A 20040-nucleotide genomic window follows, 5' to 3' on the forward strand; every position below is an offset into this window, starting at 1 on the left:
CGCCGTCCGGCTCTCGCTTTTCGGCTTTTCCGACTCTATCAGACCGTTTCCGGCCTGATCCCCGGTCAGCGGGGCTTGTCCTCGCGGCCGTTGGGCCGTTCCGACTGGTGAGACATTAGCGGATCAGTGGCGCCCGACGCCAATCGAGCAATTCCGTCGATCCTCATTCCGAAAAACGCACGCACGAACGAGACGGCACAGGGCCGTTCGTCGAGGTAGGTCTTGCGGGATGGCTGCCCGGGGCCGACCGGAGCCGGTGTTCACCAGCGGGCAACCCGGAGAACATTACGGATCCCCCGTACGGCTGTCAAACCGGGGCAGCCGGGTCAGTCGAGGTCCTTCAGGCGGCCGCCGGCATCGGGCTGGTCGGCCTCGACGCGGCGGAGGATGCGGGTCAGAAGGTCGCCGAGGACGTTGTGTTCGTCCGGCGCGAGGTCCTGGAGGAGATCCGCCTCGAAGACGGAGGCCATGCGCATCGTCTCCAGCCACTTGCTGCGGCCGAGGTCGGTGAGCTCGACGATGACACGGACGCGGTTGCTCTCGTCCCGCTCCCGGGTGACCAGGCCCTCCGAGACCATGCGGTCGATGCGGTGGGTCATGGCGGCGGGGGTGAGGCCGAGCCGCTTGGCCAGGTCGCCGGGGCCGAGTCGGTACGGACGTCCCACCACCACAAGGGCCTTGAGGACCTCCCACTCGGCGCTGGTGATGCCGACGGCCGACAGGTGTCGGCCGTAGCCCACGTTCATACGGCGGTTGAGCCTGCCCAGAGCCGTGACGATCTTCTCGACCTGGGGGTCCACCTCGGGGTATTCACGCTGGTAGATCGCGATCTGCTCATCGAGGTCCAGCTCCTGCGGGGTGCCGGCAGGGCCGTCGGCTGCGCTCGTCATGGCAGGAGTGTCCCACGAAACTCATTGGCCCTAAAGGCTTCTGGCATGTACTGTTTAGCTTCGAAATTTAATCTTGAAGTCTTCAAGTTCGAGGACTACTGACCTAAGGGGTGAGTGTGACCACCGCGATGGGCGCCGCGCTGCGCCGGATCCAGATGGGCAACGCGCTGAGCGCGTTCGGCAACGGTTTCACCGTCCCGTTCCTGTTCGTCTACGTGGCGCGGGTGCGGGACCTGGGAGCGGGCACGGCCGGTGTCGTGCTGTCCGCGTTCGCCGTCGCCGCGCTCGCTGTGCTGCCGTTCACCGGCCGGACGATCGACCGGAGCGGCCCGCTGCCCGTGCTGCTGACCGGTGCCTTCGCGGCGGCGGTGGGCTCCATGGGCTTCGGGCTGGCGTCGAGCGCGCCCCTGGTGATCGCCGCGTCCGCGGTGATGGGCGCCGGCATCGCGGTGATGCAGCCGGCACTGGCCACGCTCATCGTGTGGTGCTCCACCCCGAGGTCGCGGTCACGGGCCTTCGCGACGCAGTTCTTCCTGAGCAACCTCGGGCTGGGCGTCGGCGGCCTGTTCGGCGGGTTGCTGGTCGACACCTCGCGGCCGGGCTCCTTCACCCTGCTGTTCTCGGTCGAGGCCGCGATGTTCGTGGTCCTCGGTGTCGTGGCGGCCTCCGTACGGCTGCCGAAGGCGGCGCGCATGGAGGCGGCGCCGACGGACAAGGCGGCCGGGGGCTGGCGGGCGCTGTTCGCCGACCGGGCGATGGTGCAGCTGTGCGTGCTGGGCGGGGTGCTGTTCTTCGCCTGCTACGGGCAGTTCGAGTCGGGCCTGTCGGCGTACGCGGTCGAGGTGACGAAGGTGTCGCCGGCGACGCTGGGCGTCGCCCTTGCCGCGAACACCGCGGCGATCGTGGTGGCGCAGTTCCTCGTTCTGCGGCCGGTGGAGCGGCGGCGGCGCAGCCGGGTGATCGCGGCGGTCGGTGTGCTGTGGGCCGTGGCGTGGGTCGTCGCCGGGCTTTCGGGGCTGACCGGTTCCGCGCACGGGGTCGCGACGGCCATGCTGATCGGCACGTACGCGCTGTTCGGGCTCGGTGAGGCGATGCTGTCGCCGACGGTCGCGCCGCTGGTGGCGGACATGGCGCCGGAGCGGATGGTCGGCCAGTACAACGCGGCGTTCGCCCTGGTGAAGCAGCTGGCGCTGGCCGTGGGGCCCGCGGTCGGCGGGCTCATGGCGGGCGGCGGGATGTACACCGAGTACATCGTGATGCTGGTCGCGTGCTCGCTGGCGGTCAGCGTGCTCTCCGTACGGCTGGGCCGGCGGCTCACCGTCGGACAGGACGCGCCGATGCGGGAGCCCGTGCTGGCCGCGTGATCCTCCGTCAGGTGGGGAGCGCGAACTCGCACCACACCGCCTTGCCTCCGCCGGGGGTCCGCCGGGATCCCCAGGCGGAGGCGATGGTGGCGATGATGGAGATGCCCCGGCCGGCCTCGTCGGCCGGTTCGGCGCGACGGCGGCGCGGCAGGTGGTCGTCGCCGTCGGTCACCTCGATGATCAGGCGCCGGTCGGTGCGCCGCAGCCGCAGCCGCATGGGCGGGACGCCGTGCTGGAGCGAGTTGGCGACCAGTTCGCTGGCGGCGAGGACACCGAGGTCAACGAGTTCGACGGGAAAACGCCACGAGGTCAGCACGCCCTGGGCGAAGGCACGGGCGCGGGGGGCCGCCTCGATGCCGCCGAGCAGCTCCAGGGAGGCGTTGCGGAACAGCTCGGAGTCGTTGCCCTCGCGCTGCGGGTACTGCATGACGAGCACGGCGACGTCGTCGGCGTGCTCGGAAGTGACGCCGAGGGCGCGCAGCAGGCGGTCGCAGATGACCTGGGGGCTGCCGGTGGCGCCGGCGACGGCGTTCATCAGGGCGGAGACGCCCTCGTCGATGTCCTCGCCGCGGCGCTCGATGAGTCCGTCGGTGTAGAGCACGGCGGTGGCGCCGGGCCCGAGGGGGACGGATCCGGAGGTGTGGACCCAGCCGCCGGTGCCGAGCGGCGGGCCCGTGGGTTCGTCGGCGCGGCGGACGGTGCCGTCGGCGTCGCGGACGACGATCGGCAGGTGGCCGGCGGAGGCGTACGACAGCCGTCCCTCGCTGGGGTCGTGCACGGCGTAGACGCAGGTGGCGATCTGGGTGGCGTCGATCTCGGCGGCGAGGCCGTCGAGGAGCTGGATGACCTCGTGCGGGGGGAGGTCGAGGCGCGCGTAGGCGCGGACCGCGGTGCGGAGCTGGCCCATGACGGCGGCGGCGCGCACGCCGCGGCCCATGACGTCGCCGATGACCAGGGCGGTGCGGCCTGCGCCGAGGGTGATGACGTCGTACCAGTCGCCGCCGACGGCGGCGTCGGTGCCGCCGGGCTGGTAGGTGGCCGCGACGCGCAGGTCGTCGGGCTGTTCGAGCTCTTGGGGGAGCAGGCTGCGCTGGAGGGTCACGGCGGTCGCGTGGAGGCGGCGCTCGCTCTCGCGCAGGCGTTCGGCGGACTGGACCTGGTCGGTGACGTCGGTGGCGAAGACCAGGACCCCGCCGGTGGCGCCGCCGTCCTTCACCGGGACGGGGCTGCAGGTGAGCGTGAAGTAACCCTGCCGGGTGGCGGTGGCGACCTTGCGGGCCTTGACGGTACGCGGCTTGCCGCTGCGGAAGACCTGGTCCATCAGGGGGAGCAGGCCGAGCTCGGCGAGCTCGGGAAGGGACTCGCGGGCGGGCTCCCCGGGGGCGCGGGGGCCGAAGACCTCGGCCCAGGCCTCGTTGACATAACCGAGGTGGTGAGTGGCTCCGTGCGTGACCGCGATGAGGGCGGGCAGCCGGCCCAGCACCTCGCGTACGGGGAGGGCGTCGAGGGTGTGCGCCGGCGCGTCGGGGTGCTCGGCGGCCTCCCCGCGCGCCGGGGGGACCGCTCCGCCGGACGGGGGTTCGGATCCGGCGGCCGCCGCCTGGGCATTGCGTCGTTGTGTTCCGGGGAGCCGGGCGCTCCAGCGCGTGAGGTTCAAACGTCCGATTCCTCGTATTTGTCACTCTTTGCAGGTGCTGACGCACGCTTGGTCACGGGTCCAGTGTGGCCGACCCACCGCTCCGGGGGAATCGGCCACCGCATCCGCACTGGCGGTCAGGGCGCGTCGGGCTTGCGGCCGGTCTCCGCGGCGAGCTCGAACTCCGCGCGGGGGTTCTCCAGCGAGCCCAGCGAGACGATCTCCCGTTTGAAGAGCCCGGACAGGACCCATTCGGCCAGGATGCGCGCCTTGCGGTTGAAGGTGGGCATCCGGCTGAGGTGGTACGCGCGGTGCATGAACCAGGCGGGGTAGCCCTTGAGTTTGCGCCCATAGACCTGCGCCACGCCTTTGTGGAGGCCGAGTGAGGCGACCGAGCCCGCGTACTGGTGACGGTAGTCGGTCAGCGGCTCCCCGCGCAGGCTCGCGACGATGTTGTCCGCCAGGACCCGGGCCTGGCGCAGCGCGTGCTGGGCGTTGGGCGCGCAGAGCGCCTCGGGGTCGCCGGAGGTGAGGTCCGGGACGGCGGCGGCGTCGCCCGCGGCCCAGGCGCCCTCGGTGCCGGCGATCCGCAGGGCCGCGGTGCACTTGATCCGGCCGCGGCCGTTCAGCGGCAGGTCGGTGCGGGAGAGCACGGGGTGCGGCTTGACGCCGGCCGTCCACACCAGGGTGCGGGTGGGCACGCGGGAGCCGTCGTCGAGGGCGGCGACGCGGTTCTCACAGGACTCCAGCCGGGTGTTCAGGCGGATGTCGACGTTGCGGCCGCGCAGCTCGCGGACGGCGTACCTGCCCATCTCCTCGCCGACCTCGGGGAGGATACGGTCGGTGGCCTCCACCAGAATCCACTTCAGGTCGTCGGCCTCGACGTTGTGGTAGTAGCGCACGGCGTAGCGGGCCATGTCCTCCAGCTCGCCGAGGGCCTCCACGCCCGCGTAGCCGCCTCCGACGAAGACGAAGGTCAAGGCGGCCTCGCGAACCTCGACGTCCCGGGTGGAGGAGGCGATGTCGAGCTGCTCCAGGACGTGGTTGCGCAGCCCGATGGCCTCCTCGACGGTCTTGAAGCCGATGCCGTGCTCGGCGAGGCCGCGGATCGGCAGGGTGCGGGAGACCGAGCCGGGCGCCAGCACCAGGTGGTCGTACGGCAGCTCCAGCGCGCCGGAGCCCTCCTCGTCGGTGGCGAGGGTGGCGAGCGTGGCGACCCGTTTGCCGTGGTCGATGCGCCGGGCCTCGCCGATGACCAGCGTGCAGCGGTCCAGGACCCGGCGCAGCGGCACCACGACGTGGCGGGGGGAGATCGAGCCGGCCGCCGCCTCGGGCAGGAAGGGCTGATAGGTCATGTAGGGCTGCGGTTCGACCACGACGATTTCCGCTTCGTCGTGTTTCAGCCTGCGCTGCAGCCGCAAAGCGGTGTACATGCCCACATATCCGCCGCCGACGACCAGGATGCGCGGGATCCCGGATCCTTCTGCCGCGCCGGACGGCCCCTTGAATGCTGCCATCGTTCCATGAGGCAATGGGCCATCGGGGTTTGTCCACAGGGCGTACGGCAATGAATGGCCGAATCCTGTTCTCGGGCAGGTCACGGGCGGGTACTGACCGGTGTGAACCGCCGGGACGGAGAATCGGCGGCCGCGGTACTCCGATCGTGGGTGGGCGCCCCCTTCATTCTTGACCAGGGCTCAACTATGTTCGTATCCCGCCGGGGAGCACGCGCGGCATCGTCCGCCGCCTCCCGGCGATCATGGGGTGGGGAGTCTCCGGGGGGAGACGCGATCAACCGGGGGATACACATATGCATATCCAGGACTCTCAGTGGGCGATGACCGCGACCGTCAGCGGCCATCCGGATCCGGTCGTGCGCGGTGGCGGCGGGAGTCGTACTTCCCCGCTGCGCGTGGACGCGCAGCGCAACCTCGAGCACGTCCTGCGGGCCGCCCGGGAGGTCTTCGGCGAGCTGGGGTACGGCGCGCCGATGGAGGACGTGGCGCGGCGGGCCCGGGTGGGCGTCGGCACCGTCTACCGGCGCTTCCCCAGCAAGGACGTGCTGGTGCGGCGCATAGCCGAGGAGGAGACGGCGCGGCTGACGGAGCAGGCGCGCGCGGCCCTGGGCCAGGAGGAGGAAGCCTGGTCGGCGCTGTCCCGCTTCCTGCGGACGTCGGTGGCCTCCGGCGCCGGGCGGCTGCTGCCGCCGCAGGTGCTTCAGGTGCGGCCGGCCGGTGCGGCCGACGGGACGCGGGTGCCGCAGCAGCGCGGCGGGGCCGACGACATCGCGTCGGGCGCCGGGATAGCCACGTTGCTGGAGGTCGTCGGACAGCTGGTGGAGCGGGCGCGGGCGGCCGGTGAGCTGCGCGCGGACGTGTCGGTGGCCGATGTGCTGCTGGTGATCGCCACCTCGGCGCCGTCGCTGCCGGACTCCGCCCAGCAGGCGGCCGCCTCGGCCCGCTTGCTGGACATCCTGCTGGAGGGACTGCGCTCCCGTCCGGGGGCGTGAGGGCTGACCCGTTCAGGTGATGAGTCGCGTCCGGGGGGTGAAACTCCCCGGACGAGTGGTTCTGGTGCTTGACAGGCCGTCGGACGGTACGCGTGTGCCACTCTTACGCCCGTGGATGAAGGAAACGGGGAGTCCGGTCCGCCCACGGGGGCGGGGGCGGACTCCGGTGGGGGCCCGCCGTCCGGCCGTGTACCCGGGCAGCGGGAGCCGCTGGCGGAGCGCGTCCCCGAGGCCGGTGACATTCCGGGGGCGCAGCTGTCCGACGCCGACCTGGTGGCCCGTGTCCGCGGCGGCGACGACAGCGCGTACGAGGAGCTGTACCGGCGGCACGTCGCGGCCGTACGGCGCTACGCACGGGGGTGCTGCCGTGACCGGCACACCGCGGAGGACCTGACCGGCGAGGTCTTCGCCCGCACACTGCAGGCGATCCGCAGCGGCAGCGGTCCGGACGCCGCGGTGCGCGCCTACCTGCTCACCACGGTGCGGCGGGTGGCCGCGTCGTGGGGCAGCACCGCCAAGCGGGAGCAACTGGTGGACGACTTCGCGGTGTTCGCGGTCACGTCGGCCGGTGCCGCGGCGGGCGAGGGCAGCCAGGAGCCGGGCGCGGACGTGCGCGCCATGCACGAGGCAGAACGGTCGCTGGCCATCCAGGCCTTCCGCACGCTCCCCGAGCGCTGGCAGGCGGTGCTGTGGCACACCGCGGTCGAGGAGGAGTCGCCCAGCAAGGTCGCGCCGTTGCTCGGTCTGTCGGCCAACGCGACGGCGGTCCTCGCGCACCGTGCCCGCGAGGGACTGCGCCAGGCCTACCTGCAGGCGCACGTCTCGTCCGCGCTGACCGCGCAGGGGTCCTGCGCCCGCTACGCGGACCGCCTCGGCGCGCACGCCCGCGGCGGTCTGCGGATGCGGGCCGACCGGGAGCTGCGCAAACACCTGGAGGAGTGTGCCAAGTGCCGCCTGGCGGCGGCGGAGCTGGCGGACGTGAACGCGGCGCTCAAGGGGCTGCTGCCGGTCGCGGTCGTCGGCTGGTTCGGCGCCGCGTACGCGGCGAAGGCGGCGGGCGTCGCCGCGGGTGGCGCGGTGGCCGGTGCCGGCGCGGGTGCCGTGGCCGCCGCCACCTCGGGCGGTGGCGCGGGAGGGGGCGCGGCGGCGGGTGCCGGTGGCGCCGTGGCCGCGGAAGGGGCCGCGGCACCGGTGAAGATCGCCGTGGCCGCGGGGCTGGCCCTCGCGGCGGCCGGTGCGGTGGTGGCGATCGCCCTGACCGGTGACGACAGCACGCCCCGGCCGCAGGCGGAGAGCAGGCCCTCGGCCGCGCCGGTCGTACCGGCGCCGGCTCCCACGCCGCCCCCCTCACCGTCGCGGCGCTCCCCCGCGCCGAGCCCGACGCCGCCGGTCCTACCCCCCGTACGGGCCGCCGCACCGACCCCGACGCCTCCGGCGCGTCCCGTCGAGGAGCTCGCGCCCGCGCCCACGCGCAGCGAGCCGCCCGCCCCGTCGCCCAGCCGTACCGCCGAGCCCCCGCCCACGCCCACCCCGGCGCCCGAGCCGACGGTCCACCGGCTGAGCGCACTGGAGCACGGCGTCCTCGGCCGGTCGGACCGGCCCACGATCCGGCTCGGCGACTGGGTCTGGCAGCGCTGGGGCCTCGGCATCGACGGCACGCGCTACTCCGACGGCGTCACGGTCGGCGCGCCGTCCACCGTCACCATCGACCTCAACCGCTCCTGCACCGCCTTCGACGCCGTGGTCGGCATCGACGACATCGCCCTGGGCTTCGGCGCGGCGCGCTTCTCGGTCCACGGCGATAACGGGTGGCTGTGGCGCTCCGAAGTGCTGCGCGGTGGTGACCCCGGCGTGCCGGTGCACGTGCCGATCGCTGGCAACCGCTCCATCCGACTGCAGGTCGAGCCGACGCACAGGTTCCAGGTGGTGAACGTGGCGGACTGGGCGGTGTCGCGGATCACCTGCGACTGAACCCTGTCCGCCCGCCGCATCCCCGCCGGTTCAGCCGGCGGGGACCTCGCACGCGCCGTCGGCGCAGGCGTCCGTCGCGGGGGCGGCAGGCACGGCGCCGGTCTCCTTCGCGACCTGCTCCAGCACGCGCAGGAAGGTCGAGGACTCCTGGCCGCCCTGGACGGCCCACTTGCCCTCGAAGACGAAGGTCGGGACGGCGTTCACACCGATGCCCCGGGCGTCGTCGATCTCGGCGAGCACCTCCTCGAGGCCCTCGTCGGAGGCGAGGAAGGCGGCCGCGCGGTCGCGGTCGAGCCCGGCCTCGGCGGCGAGCGCGGCCAGGGTGGCGCGGTCGCCGACGTCGGCGCCCTCTGCGAAGTGCGCCACGAGCAGCCGGTCCTTGAGTGCGGCCTGCTCCTTGGCGCCGTAGGCGTTCAGGGCGTGCCACAGCAGGCGGTGGGCGAGCAGGGTGTTGTTCTCGATGGCGCGGTCGAAGTCGAAGGCCAGGCCCTCGGCGCGGCCGAGCTCCTCCAGCCGGGCGTCCATCGCCGCGGACTGCGGGCCGTAGCGCTCGTTGAGGTAGGCGCGGTGGGGCTCGGGGGTCTCGGACTTGTCGGGAGCGAGCTGGAAGGGGCGGTAGACCACCTCGACCTGATCGGCCTGCGGGAAGGCGGCCAGCGCCCGCTCGAAGCGGCGCTTGCCGACGTAGCACCAGGGACAGGCGATGTCGCTGTAGATCTCGACCTTCATGCTCTCTCCGTCATCGAAATCGTCAGTTGAATCCTCAACGCTGCAACGAAGGGCCCGTCTCCGGCCATTCCCCGGTCGCCCCGGCCGTCCTCGTGGGTTCGGCCCCGCGCACGGCTAGACGGTCGCCTCGGCCAGCAGCGCGTACGCGCCCTCGCCACCCAGCTCGTGGCCCGCGGCGCGGGCCCGCTCGTACGGCCCGTCCCCCAGCGCCGCGCGGGCCGTCGCTTCCGCCGCGCGCACCCCCTCCTCCTCCGGCACCGGACGCGGCAGACCCGCCCGCAGCCCGTCGGCCGCGCCGTGCAGCCGGGCGGCCCGTACAGGATCACCGAGGGCGACCAGCACCTCGGCGGCGTATTCGACCACCGCCGCCGTGCGCGGTTCGGCGCAGAAGCCGTCCAGCCCCGCGCGCAGTGCCCGCGCGAACCCGGCCAGGGCGTCCGCCTGGTCGCCCCCGGCGGCGGCGACCCGGGCCGCGAGGCTCGCCACGAGCAGCTCGAAGTCCGGTGGGGGCGTACCCAGCCAGCCCTCGCCGTGGGCGAGTTCGACCAGCGTCCTGGCCTCCCCGAGTTCGCCGCGGCGCAGCAGGATCGTCGCCATCAGCGCGCGGATGTACGCGCGGGCGTCCCACACCCCGTACTGCTCGGCCTCCTCGGCGGCCTGGCGCAGCAGCTTCTCGGCGCGGTCGTCGTCGCCCTCCCGGTGGGCCAGTTCGCCCAGGCGGGAACGGACGAAGATGCCCTCCGCGTGCGCGCCCAGCTCACAACCGAGCCGAAGCGCCTCCTCCAGGTCCGCCCGGGCCGCCGGGTAGTCCCCGTACGCCAGGGCCATCTCGGCGCCGGCCTCGCAGACCTGGGCGCGCATCCAGCGGTCGCCGAGCCGCTCGCTCAGCTCCAGCAATTCCGGCCAGTCCGCGTCGGCCCGGGGGAGCCCGCCGGGGAGGTCGATCGTGATGTGCGTGCGCAACATCAGCGCGGCCGCCAGCTCCCATTCGCCGCCGTACACGCGGCACGTGGCCACCATCGCGTCGGCGTGCTCCCGGATCGCCCCGTGGCGGCCCACGACGTAGCCGGAGAACGGCCACAGGACTCCGGGGAAGCGGGCCGAGTGGACGCTGGGCACGCTGTAGACCTCGATGATCCTCGAGGCCAGCGCCAGCACCTCTGGGCTCTGCAACTCCTCGCGGGGCATGGTGTCGCCGGCCACGAACAGGTGGAGCAGCCGCAGGTTCATGCGCGGCCAGAAGCCGGGGGCGGCGGGGTCGTCCGGGAGGCCGGTGATCGCGATCAGCCGCCCGAGCCACTCCCGCGCCTCGTCGCGGAAGTTGCGCAGCCACCAGAACCAGCCCATGGCCAGGGCGATTTCGATCGCGTCGTCCGCGTCCCCCGCCTCGATCGTGCGGCGCAGCACGGCCCGGACGTTGTCCAGGTCCGCCTCCAGGCGGGCCGCCCACAGCAGCTGGTCGGGGCCGCGCATGCCGGAGTCGGCGGTGCGGGCGAAGTCCGTGAAGTACGCGGTGTGCCGGCGCGCCGCCTCCGCCAGGTCGGCCGGCTCGCCGGCGGCGCGCTCGGCGGCGTACTCGTGGATCGTCTCCAGCAGCCGGTAGCGCACCTCCCGCGCGCCGTGATCGACGACGACGAGGGACTTGTCGACGAGCTGGCCGACCAGCTCCAGTGCCTCCTCCCCGCACACCGCTTCGGCCGCCTGCAGCGTGCAGCCGCCGGCGAAGACGCTCAGTCGGCACAACGCCGTGCGTTCCGCTTCGCCGAGCAGGTCCCAGCTCCAGTCGACGACCGCGCGCAGCGTCTGCTGGCGGGGGAGCGCGGTGCGGCTGCCGCCGGTCAGCAGACGGAAGCGGTCGTCGAGGCGCTCCGCGATCTGCCGCGGGGTGAGCACCCGCAGCCGCGCGGCGGCCAGCTCGATGGCCAGCGGAAGCCCGTCGAGACGGCGGCAGATCTCGTCCACCGCCTCCGCGTGGTCGCGGTCCGCATCGAACCCGGGGCGTACGGCCGCCGCCCGCTCCACGAACAGCCGGTGCGCGGTCGGCAGCGGCAGCGGCTCCACGGGGCACACCGTCTCGCCGGGCAGGCCCAGCGGCTCGCGGCTCGTGGCGAGCACGGTCACTCCGGGGCAGGCGGCGAGCAACTGGTCGGTGAGCGCGGCCGCGGCGTCGATGACGTGCTCGCAGTTGTCCAGCACCAGCAGCATTCGGCGGTGTGCACAGTGCTCCAGGAGCCGCGCGGCCGGGTCAGCCTCCTGGCCCGCGCTGCGCAACTCGCGGGCGGCGGCCAGCACGGCCGTGTCACGGCGCCCGAGCGCGCTCAGCACGGCGTCCGGCACGGCGTTGGGGCGGTCCAGCGGGGCGAACTCCGCCAGCCACACCCCGTCCGGGTACGCCGATGACCCGGCCACCGCGGCCGCCACCTCTTGCGACAACCGCGTCTTGCCGGAGCCGCCCGGGCCGGTCAGCGTCACCAGGCGGTGCCCGCCGTCGGTCAGGCTCGCGCGTAGTGCGCCGAGTTCGGCCTCGCGGCCGACGAAGCTGGTGAGGCGGGCCCGCAGGTTTCCGGTGCGGGGCGGGGCGGCGGCCGGCTGCGTTCGCGGTTGTGCGGTGAGCAACTCGGCGTGCAGTGCTTGGAGTTCGGGACCGGGGTCGGTGCCGAGGCGGTCGGCGAGGGCCAGGCGGGTGTCTTCGTACGCGGCCAGGGCGTCGGCGGGGCGGCCTGTCGCGCGCAGCGCCCGTATCAACTGCGTCCGGAACGGCTCGTGCAGCGGGTGCTCGGCGACCAGCCCGCGTAGCTGCGGCAGCAGTTCGGCGGCGCCGCCGAGCGCCAGGCACGCCTCGATGCGGCGGTACGTCGCGGTCAGCCGCAGATCCTCCGCCCGCGCGGCGGCGGAACCCCGGTCGGGCAGGTCCGCCAGCGCGGGGCCGCGCCACAGTGCGAGCGCGGACTCCAGGGTCTCGGCGGCGGCGGCCGGGTCGCCCGCGTCGAGGGAGGCGCTGCCGTCGCGTACGAGGCGCTCGAAGAGGTGGAGGTCGACGTCGTCCGGGGTGGCCGTGAGCAGGCGGTAGCCGGCGGGGCCGGAGGCGACGATGTCCCTGGCACCGTTCATGTCCCCGGGCGCGAGGGCGCGGCGCAGCCTCGACACGAGCGCCTGCAGGGCGCCGGAGGCGTCCTGGGGCGGCTCGTCGCCCTCGCCGCCCCACACCTCGGCGATCAGGGCCTGCGGGGACACCGCGTGCGGGGCGTTCAGCGCGAGTGCGGCCAGCAGGGCGCGCAGTCGCTTGCCGCTGCCCAGGGGCACCGGCGCCCCGGTGGGGGTGCGCGCCTCCGTGGCGCCGAGGATCAGGTACCGGTATCGCACGGGGCCATTCTCCCGGTGCGGGCCCTGCGGGGCGAAGCCGCGCCGCGGGGCGAAGCCGCGCCGCGGGGCGAAGCCGCGCCGCGGGGCGAAGCCGCGCACACGGCAACAGGCCGCAGCGGGCGCCGCCTACCTGGCGGTGCCGCCGTCCCGGTCGTCGTCCTCCTCACGCGGGCCGAGCAACTCGTCCGCGAGGGAGGGGAGGTCGTCGAGCGGGGTCTCCTCGGCCCACGAGGGCCGACGGCGGGGGCGCTGCCCCTCCGCGGGGACGGACGGCATCTCGCGCGTGCGCTCGTTGTCAGGGCCACGCGGCGCCGCCTGCGGCTCCTCGGGCCGGAAAATGCCGGGCGGCACACGGTCGGCGGAGGGAACGGGCGGCAGGACCGCGGTCTCCTCCACGTCGGAAGGCGCGGCGGGCCGCGGCGTCTCGACGGTCTTGGTGAAGTCCGGAAAGGCCGGCTTGACCGGCGGCAGGACCGCCGTCTCGTCGTCGACGGGCATCGCGCGCAGCACAGCCGTCTCCGCGTCCTCGGCCGCGTCGGCCGACGGGGCCTGCGGGCGGGGCGTCTCGACGGTCTTCGTCGCGTCCTCCGCCTCGATGCGGGCCTGCTCGGCCCGCATCAGCGCCTCCTCGGCCTTGCGCTGGCGCTCCAGGCGGCGTTCCTCGGCCTCGGCGCGGAGACGGGCCTCCTCCTCGGCCTGGCGGCGCAGCCGTTCCTGCTCCTCGCGGCGGACGCGCTCCTCGGCCTCGCGGCGGGCGCGCTCCTCCTCCGCCTGGCGGCGGGCCTCCTCGGCCTGGCGGCGGGCCTCCTCCGCCGCGGCCTCCTCGGCCTCACGGCGGGCGGTTTCCTCCTCGGCGCGGCGGCGTTCCTCCTGCTCCGCACGGAGCTTCTCCAGCTGGGCCTGGCGCTCGTGTTCGAGCCGCTCCTCCTCGGCCCGGCGGGCGGCCTCCTCCTCGGCGCGCCTGCGGGCGTCCTCCTCGGCCTGGCGGCGGGCCTCCTCGCGGGCCTCGATCTCCTTCTCCGACAGGGGGAGGATCTCGTCGAGCCGGTGCCGTATCACCGTCGTGACGGCCTCCGGTTCCTGGGCCGCGTCGACGACCAGGTAGCGCGCGGGGTCGGCCGCGGCAAGCGTGAGGAAGCCGGCGCGCACGCGGTCGTGGAACTCCGCGGGTTCGGACTCGAGCCGGTCGGGCGCCTCGGTGAAGCGCTCGCGGGCGGCCTCGGGGGTCACGTCCAGCAGGACGGTCAGGTGCGGGACGAGCCCGTCCGTCGCCCAGCGGGAGATGCGGGCGATCTCGGTCGGCGCGAGGTCGCGTCCGGCGCCCTGGTAGGCGACGGAGGAGTCGATGTAGCGGTCGGAGATGACGACCGCGCCGCGGTCCAGCGCGGGGCGTACGACGGTGTCGACGTGCTCGGCGCGGTCCGCGGCGTACAGCAGGGCCTCGGCGCGGTGGGACAACCCGCCGCTGGAGACGTCGAGCAGGATCGAGCGCAGTCGCTTGCCGACCGCCGTGGCACCCGGCTCGCGGGTGACGACGACCTCGTGGCCCTTGCCGCGGATCCACTCGGCGAGGGCCTCGACCTGGGTGGACTTACCGGCCCCGTCGCCGCCCTCGACGGCGATGAAGAAGCCGGTGGGGGCGGGTGCCTGCTCGGGGTCGCCGCCGCGCAGCGCCTCACGCAGGTCGCGGCGCAGCGGCACGCCCTGGCGGTCGTCGGTCTTACCGAGGACGAGGGCGGCGACGGGCAGCAGCAGAGCGCCGATCAGCATGAGGGCGTACGCGGCGCCGCCGTGGTCGAAGGTGAAGTGCCCGTTGACGACGCGGTGCGGGCCGATGCCGCCGGCCAGCAGGGGGGCGCCGACGGCGCCGACCGCCATGAGCAGGTGCGTGACCGCGTGCAGGTGGTCGGTGGCGCGGGCCCGGCGGGGCTCCTCGGTCTCCTGGTCGATGAGGACGTGCCCGGTGCCGGCGGTGATCCCGGCCGTGACGCCGGCGAGCAGCGCCAGCAGCAGCACGGTCGTCGGGTCGGGCACGATGCCGGTCAGCAGCAGGGCCAGACCGGTGACGGCGATGGCGATGGCGAGCAGGCGGCGCCTGGACAGGCCCGGGAAGGTGCGCGGGGCGATCCGGATGCCGAGCACCGGGCCGGCGGTGAGCGCCAGCACGAGGAGGCCGTAGCCGACCGGGCCGCCGCCGAGGTCGGCGGCGTGCAGCACGGCGAGTGCCACGGCGGCGGCGACGGCGCCGGCGACGGCGGCCGTGCCGAGCACGAGCAGCGGCACGGCGCCTGTGCGCCCGCGGTCGTTGCTGCGCAGGCCCTGCAGCGGGGAGTGCGGCGGGGTGGCCTGGTCGCCCGGCAGCTCCAGCAGGTAGAGCACGGCGCCGGAGGCGGCGAACAGCCCGGCGGCGACGTAGGAGGCGAGAGCGGCCTGGTGCACGCCGAACCAGACGACGCCCAGGCCGATCAGGTTGCCGACGAGCGTGACGACGACGAGGCTCGCGGCGGCGATCGGGAAGGCGACGAAGCCCGTGCGCTGGTCGAGGCGGCGCAGCGCGTCGAGGCGGTCGGGCAGCGGACGTACCGTTCCCGCGCCCGGCGCGGGCGCGGGCAGCAGACCGGGAGCGGCACCGTCCTTGGCGACGGTCCACAGCCGCTCGGCCACCCCGGTGACGAAGACGGTGACCAGCAGCCAGGCGACCGCGTTGTCCGGCACCCAGTCGATCCACAGCGGCGCGACGATCAGCAGCGCCAGGCGCACGACGTCGGAGCCGATCATCGACCACCGGCGGTCGAGCACTCCGCCCGGTCCGGTGAGGGCGCCCAGCGGGCCGAGCAGAACGGCGCCGAAGAGCAGGGCCGCCAGGACGCGCGCGCCGAAGACGGCCGCGACGGCGAAGGCCGCGCCGCGGTATCCGCCGCCGAAGGACTGGGCGCCGACGGCGGCCTGCGCCGTCAGGACGACCAGGACCAGCAGCGCGAGCCGGTCGCCGACGGTGCCTGTGAGCTGAGCGCCCCACAGCTTGCGCAGGGGCGGGATCTTCAGGAGCGCGCCCACGGCGCGCTGCCGTGAGTCGGCCTCGAGTTCGTCGGCGAACGTGTCCGTTGGCTGCTCGGATCGCGTCATTCCGCCAGCCTATCGGGACCCGGTGCCGTCCCGGAGGGCGCCTGCCGGGACCGCACCGGCCGTGCGGTCCCCGCGAGGACTACTCGGCGGGCTTCGCGGCCGAGGACGCGGCCTTCTTCGCCGTGGTCGTGGCCTTGGCCGCGGTCTTCTTGGCGGTCGTCCTGGCCGCCGCGGTCTTCTTCGCCGCGGTGGTCTTGGCGGCCGTCTTCTTCGCCGCCGTCTTGGTCGCGGTCGCCTTCTTCGCCGGGGCCTTCTTGGCGACGGCCTTCTTCGCCGTCTTCTTGGCGGGGCCCTTGGCCCGCTTCTCCGCGAGCAGCTCGTAGCCGCGCTCGGGCGTGATCGTCTCGACGTCGTCGTCGCGGCGCAGTGTGGCGTTGGTCTCGCCATCGGTGACGTACGGGCCGAAACGGCCGTCCTTGACGACGACGGGGCGCTCGCTGACCGGGTCGGTGCCCAGTTCCTTCAGCGGGGGCTTGGCGGCGGCGCGGCCGCGCACCTTGGGCTGGGCGTAGATCGCCAGAGCCTGGTCGAGGGTGATCGTGAAGAGCTGCTCCTCCGTCTCCAGGGAGCGCGAGTCGGTGCCCTTCTTCAGATACGGGCCGTAGCGGCCGTTCTGCGCGGTGATCTCCACGCCCTCGGGGTCGGTGCCGACGACCCGGGGCAGCGACATCAGCCTCAGCGCGTCCTGCAGCGTGACCGTGTCGATGGACATCGACTTGAAGAGTGAGGCGGTCCGCGGCTTGACCGCGTTCTTGCCGGTCTTCGGGGTGCCCTCGGGGAGGATCTCGGTGACGTACGGGCCGTAGCGGCCGGCCTTGGCGACGATCGGGCGGCCGGTCTCGGGGTCGGTGCCCAGCTCGAAGTCGCCGCTCGGCTTGTTGAGCAGTTCCTCGGCGAGCTCGACGGTCAGCTCGTCCGGCGGCAGGTCGTCGGGGACGTCGACGCGCTGCCCGGTCTCGCCCTCGACCTCGCTGGGCTTCTCCACGTACGGGCCGTAGCGGCCGACACGCAGCACGATGCCGTTGCCGACGGGGAAGGAGGAGACCTCGCGGGCGTCGATGGCGCCGAGGTCCTCGACCAGCTCCTTGAGGCCGCCGAGGTGGTCGCCGTCGCCGTTGCCCGCGTCGGCGGCGCCGCCCACCGGGGTCTCGCCCTCGCCGAAGTAGAAGCGGCGCAGCCACGGCACGGCTTGGGCCTCGCCGCGGGCGATGCGGTCGAGGTCGTCCTCCATGCGGGCGGTGAAGTCGTAGTCGACGAGCCGGCCGAAGTGCTTCTCCAGCAGGCCGACGACGGCGAAGGAGAGGAAGGACGGCACCAGGGCCGTGCCCTTCTTGAAGACGTAGCCGCGGTCGAGAATGGTGCCGATGATCGACGCGTAGGTCGACGGACGTCCGATCTCGCGCTCTTCCAGCTCCTTGACCAGCGAGGCCTCGGTGTAGCGGGCGGGCGGCTTGGTGGCGTGGCCGTCGGCGGTGATGTCCCGCGCGGTGAGCGCGTCGCCCTCGGTGACGGCGGGGAGCCGGCGCTCGCTGCTGTCGAGCTCGGCGTTGGGGTCGTCGGCGCCCTCGACGTAGGCCTTCATGAAGCCGTGGAAGGTGATGATCTTGCCCGAGGCGGAGAACTCGACGTCCCGGCCGTCGGCGGCGCTGCCGCCGACCTTGACGGTGACGGACTGGCCGACCGCGTCCTTCATCTGGGAGGCGACGGTGCGCATCCAGATCAGCTCGTACAGGCGGTACTGGTCACCGGTCAGGCCGGTCTCCGCCGGGGTGCGGAAACGATCACCCGAGGGGCGGATCGCCTCGTGCGCCTCCTGGGCGTTCTTTACCTTGCCCGCGTAGACGCGCGGCCTGTCCGGCAGGTATTCGGCGCCGTAGAGCTGGGTGACCTGGGCCCGGGCGGCGGCGATGGCGGTCTCCGACAGGGTCGTGGAGTCCGTACGCATGTAGGTGATGAAGCCGTTCTCGTACAGCTTCTGGGCGACCTGCATGGTGGCCTTGGCGCCGAAGCCGAGCTTGCGGCTGGCCTCCTGCTGCAGCGTCGTGGTGCGGAAGGGCGCGTAGGGCGAGCGGCGGTACGGCTTGGACTCGACCGAGCGGACGGAGAAGGCGGCGCCCTCCAGGGCGGCGGCGAGCGCGCGGGCGGCGGCCTCGTCCAGGTGGAGGACGCCCGTACCGTCCCTGAGCTGCCCGGTCGACCCGAAGTCGCGGCCCTGGGCGACGCGCTTTCCGTCGACGGCGTTGAGCTTGGCGCCGAAGGTGCCGGGGTCGGTGGCATCACCGGTCCGGCCGGTGGCGAAGGTCGCGGACAGGTCCCAGTACTCGGCGGAGCGGAAGGCGATGCGCTCGCGCTCGCGCTGGACGACGAGCCGGGTGGCGACGGACTGGACGCGGCCGGCCGACAGGCGCGGCATGACCTTCTTCCACAGGACCGGCGAGACCTCGTAGCCGTAGAGGCGGTCGAGGATGCGGCGGGTCTCCTGGGCGTCGACGAGGGTCTGGTTCAGCTCGCGAGGGTTGCGGACGGCTTCCTGGATGGCGTCCTTGGTGATCTCGTGGAAGACCATCCGGCGGACCGGGACCTTGGGCTTGAGGACCTCCTGCAGGTGCCAGGCGATGGCCTCGCCCTCGCGGTCCTCATCGGTGGCGAGCAGGAGCTCGTCGGACTCCTTGAGCAGGTCCTTCAGCTTCTTGACCTGGGCCTTCTTGTCCGCGTTGACGACATAGATCGGCTGGAACTCGCTGTCGACGTTGACGCCGAGCCGCGCCCACGGCTGACCCTTGTACTCCGCCGGCACCTCGGCGGCCCCGTTCGGCAGGTCGCGGATGTGCCCGACGCTGGCTTCGACGACATAGCCGGGGCCGAGGTAGCTCTTGATCGTCTTCGCCTTGGCAGGCGACTCGACAATCACGAGTCGGCGGCCGCTGCCCTGTGCGGTCTCGCGGGTCGGGGACAACTTCGCTCTTCTCTCCGGGTCGAAGGTGGTCTCGCTGCGGAGTGTGACCGTACATCCCGGTCCCGTGTCAAACGGGAAAAGTCCGCAACGCCACTCGAACGGTAACCCGACAAGCGTCCTGTCTGCCGCACGGACTGCCGCCCATGTCCGATTTGCCCAGCTCAGAGGATCAGGAACAGCCAGAGACCGACAAGGAGCGAAGCAACTCCGAAGAAACCTGCCACGGCGGCCGACGCCGGCCCCCCTGCCTGGACCACCGGCAGGTGCCGCAGCGACCGGGTGACGGTCCAGGCCACGAGGGCCGCCCCGAATACCGCGAACACCGTCCCGGCGAAGATTCCTGGCGCGGTTTCCATGTACATGCCCCCGGATCCCTCTGGTGCTCCACGACCGGCGCCCCGCAGCCATGGAGAGTGGCACGCCGGGGCGACAACGGGAGGAACCATCGGTGAACTCCGCTCGAAAGAGCCTGGCCGAATCCTTCCGCTCCCGCCCGTCCGCCGGCCCGGTCCCGCGAGGAGCCGGCCGCGGCCCGTCCCGCTCACCGTCCCCCTCCGCCCGCGCCGCCGCCTCACCCCCTACCGTCTTGACTCGCCTGACAAGATGTCCGGATACACCGAACGTTCTCTCAGGGGGAGTCCCACGATGTCCGACCCGAACAACCCGTACGGCCAGCCCAAGCAGGACGGTTACGGATACCCGCAGCAGCCCCCGGCCGGCCCCGGCGGCTACGGGCAGCAGCCCGGCTACGGCTACCCACAGCAGGGCCACCCCCAGCCCGGTTACCCGCAGGGCTACCCCCAGGGCGCCTACACCGGTGACCCCAACGCCCCGTACGGCTACGACATGTACGGCCGTCCGCTGTCGGACAAGTCCAAGGTCGTGGCGGGCGTGCTGCAACTGCTGGCGGGCGGCCTGGGCATCGGCCGCTTCTACGTGGGTGACATCGGCATCGGCGTCGCGCAGCTCCTCACCTGCGGCGGCCTCGGCATCTGGGCGCTGATCGACGGCATCCTCTTCCTGACGAGCAACGACCGCACCGACTCCCAGGGCCGCATCCTGCGCAGCTGAGCACGATGACCTCTCCGACCTGGAACAAGCTCAGGGCCGTGGCCGGACGACCGGCCACGGCCCCCTTGGCGTCGCTCGTCGCGGGCGCGGCTGGCGCCGCCTACCTGTGGGGCACCAACCCGCACCAGGAGGGGCACTGGCTGCCCCGATGCCCCTTCAACTTCCTGACGGGGCTGCTCTGTCCCGCCTGCGGAGCGACCCGCATGGTCTACGACCTGATGCACGGCGATCCCTCGGCGGCCTTCCACGACAACGCGCTGATGCTCCTGGCGAGTCCCTTTCCTCTTTATCTGTACGCGCGATGGGTGAGGGAGGGGCTGCGCGGCCGTTCCTACCACCCCACGCTGGGTCGGCGTGCGCAGATGGCGATCCTGGGGATCGCCGTGGCCTGGGCGGTCGTACGCAACGCGGTTTGACAACGCGGT

Annotated in this window: 13 protein-coding genes; 5 read left to right on the top strand and 8 right to left on the bottom strand. The window is 73.4% G+C overall.

Annotation, left to right across the window (positions count from 1 at the left end):
* Positions 1–326: 326 nt before the first annotated feature.
* Entirely contained in the window at positions 327–890 is a 564-nt protein-coding gene (locus AC3EUJ_RS00005) for a MarR family winged helix-turn-helix transcriptional regulator (protein WP_431958750.1), read from the bottom strand.
* A gap of 116 nt (positions 891–1006) precedes the next feature.
* On the opposite strand from AC3EUJ_RS00005, the gene AC3EUJ_RS00010 reads away from it, so the two are divergent.
* Complete coding sequence (locus AC3EUJ_RS00010; RefSeq protein ID WP_431958751.1) at positions 1007–2254, top strand: MFS transporter; 1248 nt, start codon at positions 1007–1009, stop codon at positions 2252–2254.
* Between the two features lie 7 nt (positions 2255–2261).
* Here AC3EUJ_RS00010 and AC3EUJ_RS00015 read toward each other — a convergent pair whose 3' ends face one another.
* Together AC3EUJ_RS00015 and AC3EUJ_RS00020 are read right to left on the bottom strand one after the other, a co-directional pair.
* On the bottom strand, positions 2262–3911 hold the full coding sequence (locus tag AC3EUJ_RS00015) for an ATP-binding SpoIIE family protein phosphatase (protein WP_431958752.1): 1650 nt from the start codon (positions 3909–3911) through the stop codon (positions 2262–2264).
* Positions 3912–4027: 116 nt separating this feature from the next.
* Complete coding sequence (locus tag AC3EUJ_RS00020) at positions 4028–5407, bottom strand: NAD(P)/FAD-dependent oxidoreductase (RefSeq protein WP_431958753.1); 1380 nt, start codon at positions 5405–5407, stop codon at positions 4028–4030.
* A 293-nt stretch (positions 5408–5700) separates the two neighbouring features.
* On the opposite strand from AC3EUJ_RS00020, the gene AC3EUJ_RS00025 reads away from it, so the two are divergent.
* Positions 5701–6399, top strand: coding sequence for a TetR/AcrR family transcriptional regulator (locus tag AC3EUJ_RS00025; protein WP_431958754.1), 699 nt, complete (start codon positions 5701–5703; stop codon positions 6397–6399).
* A 111-nt stretch (positions 6400–6510) separates the two neighbouring features.
* Entirely contained in the window at positions 6511–8370 is a 1860-nt protein-coding gene (locus tag AC3EUJ_RS00030; protein ID WP_431958755.1) for a sigma-70 family RNA polymerase sigma factor, read from the top strand.
* A gap of 30 nt (positions 8371–8400) precedes the next feature.
* On the opposite strand, the gene AC3EUJ_RS00035 is transcribed toward AC3EUJ_RS00030, so the two are convergent.
* From AC3EUJ_RS00035 to AC3EUJ_RS00055, 5 genes are all read right to left on the bottom strand, one after another.
* Positions 8401–9099 (bottom strand): DsbA family oxidoreductase, encoded by a 699-nt coding sequence (locus AC3EUJ_RS00035; protein WP_431958756.1) that lies wholly within the window; start codon positions 9097–9099, stop codon positions 8401–8403.
* A gap of 114 nt (positions 9100–9213) precedes the next feature.
* The gene (locus AC3EUJ_RS00040; RefSeq protein ID WP_431958757.1) at positions 9214–12462 is read right to left on the bottom strand and encodes an AfsR/SARP family transcriptional regulator; all 3249 of its coding nucleotides are present in this window, start codon (positions 12460–12462) and stop codon (positions 9214–9216) included.
* Between the two features lie 126 nt (positions 12463–12588).
* Complete coding sequence (tmk, locus tag AC3EUJ_RS00045) at positions 12589–15588, bottom strand: dTMP kinase (RefSeq protein WP_431958758.1); 3000 nt, start codon at positions 15586–15588, stop codon at positions 12589–12591.
* Between the two features lie 79 nt (positions 15589–15667).
* A complete protein-coding gene (gene topA / locus AC3EUJ_RS00050; protein ID WP_431958759.1) occupies positions 15668–18544 on the bottom strand; it encodes a type I DNA topoisomerase in 2877 nt (958 codons plus the stop codon).
* Positions 18545–18705: 161 nt separating this feature from the next.
* Positions 18706–18906 (bottom strand): hypothetical protein, encoded by a 201-nt coding sequence (locus AC3EUJ_RS00055; protein WP_431958760.1) that lies wholly within the window; start codon positions 18904–18906, stop codon positions 18706–18708.
* Between the two features lie 283 nt (positions 18907–19189).
* On the opposite strand from AC3EUJ_RS00055, the gene AC3EUJ_RS00060 reads away from it, so the two are divergent.
* Together AC3EUJ_RS00060 and AC3EUJ_RS00065 are read left to right on the top strand one after the other, a co-directional pair.
* On the top strand, positions 19190–19615 hold the full coding sequence (locus AC3EUJ_RS00060) for a TM2 domain-containing protein (protein ID WP_431958761.1): 426 nt from the start codon (positions 19190–19192) through the stop codon (positions 19613–19615).
* Positions 19616–19620: 5 nt separating this feature from the next.
* A complete protein-coding gene (locus AC3EUJ_RS00065) occupies positions 19621–20031 on the top strand; it encodes a DUF2752 domain-containing protein (RefSeq protein ID WP_431958762.1) in 411 nt (136 codons plus the stop codon).
* Positions 20032–20040 lie beyond the last annotated feature (9 nt).

It is taken from the genome of Actinacidiphila sp. bgisy160 (genome assembly GCF_057707815.1).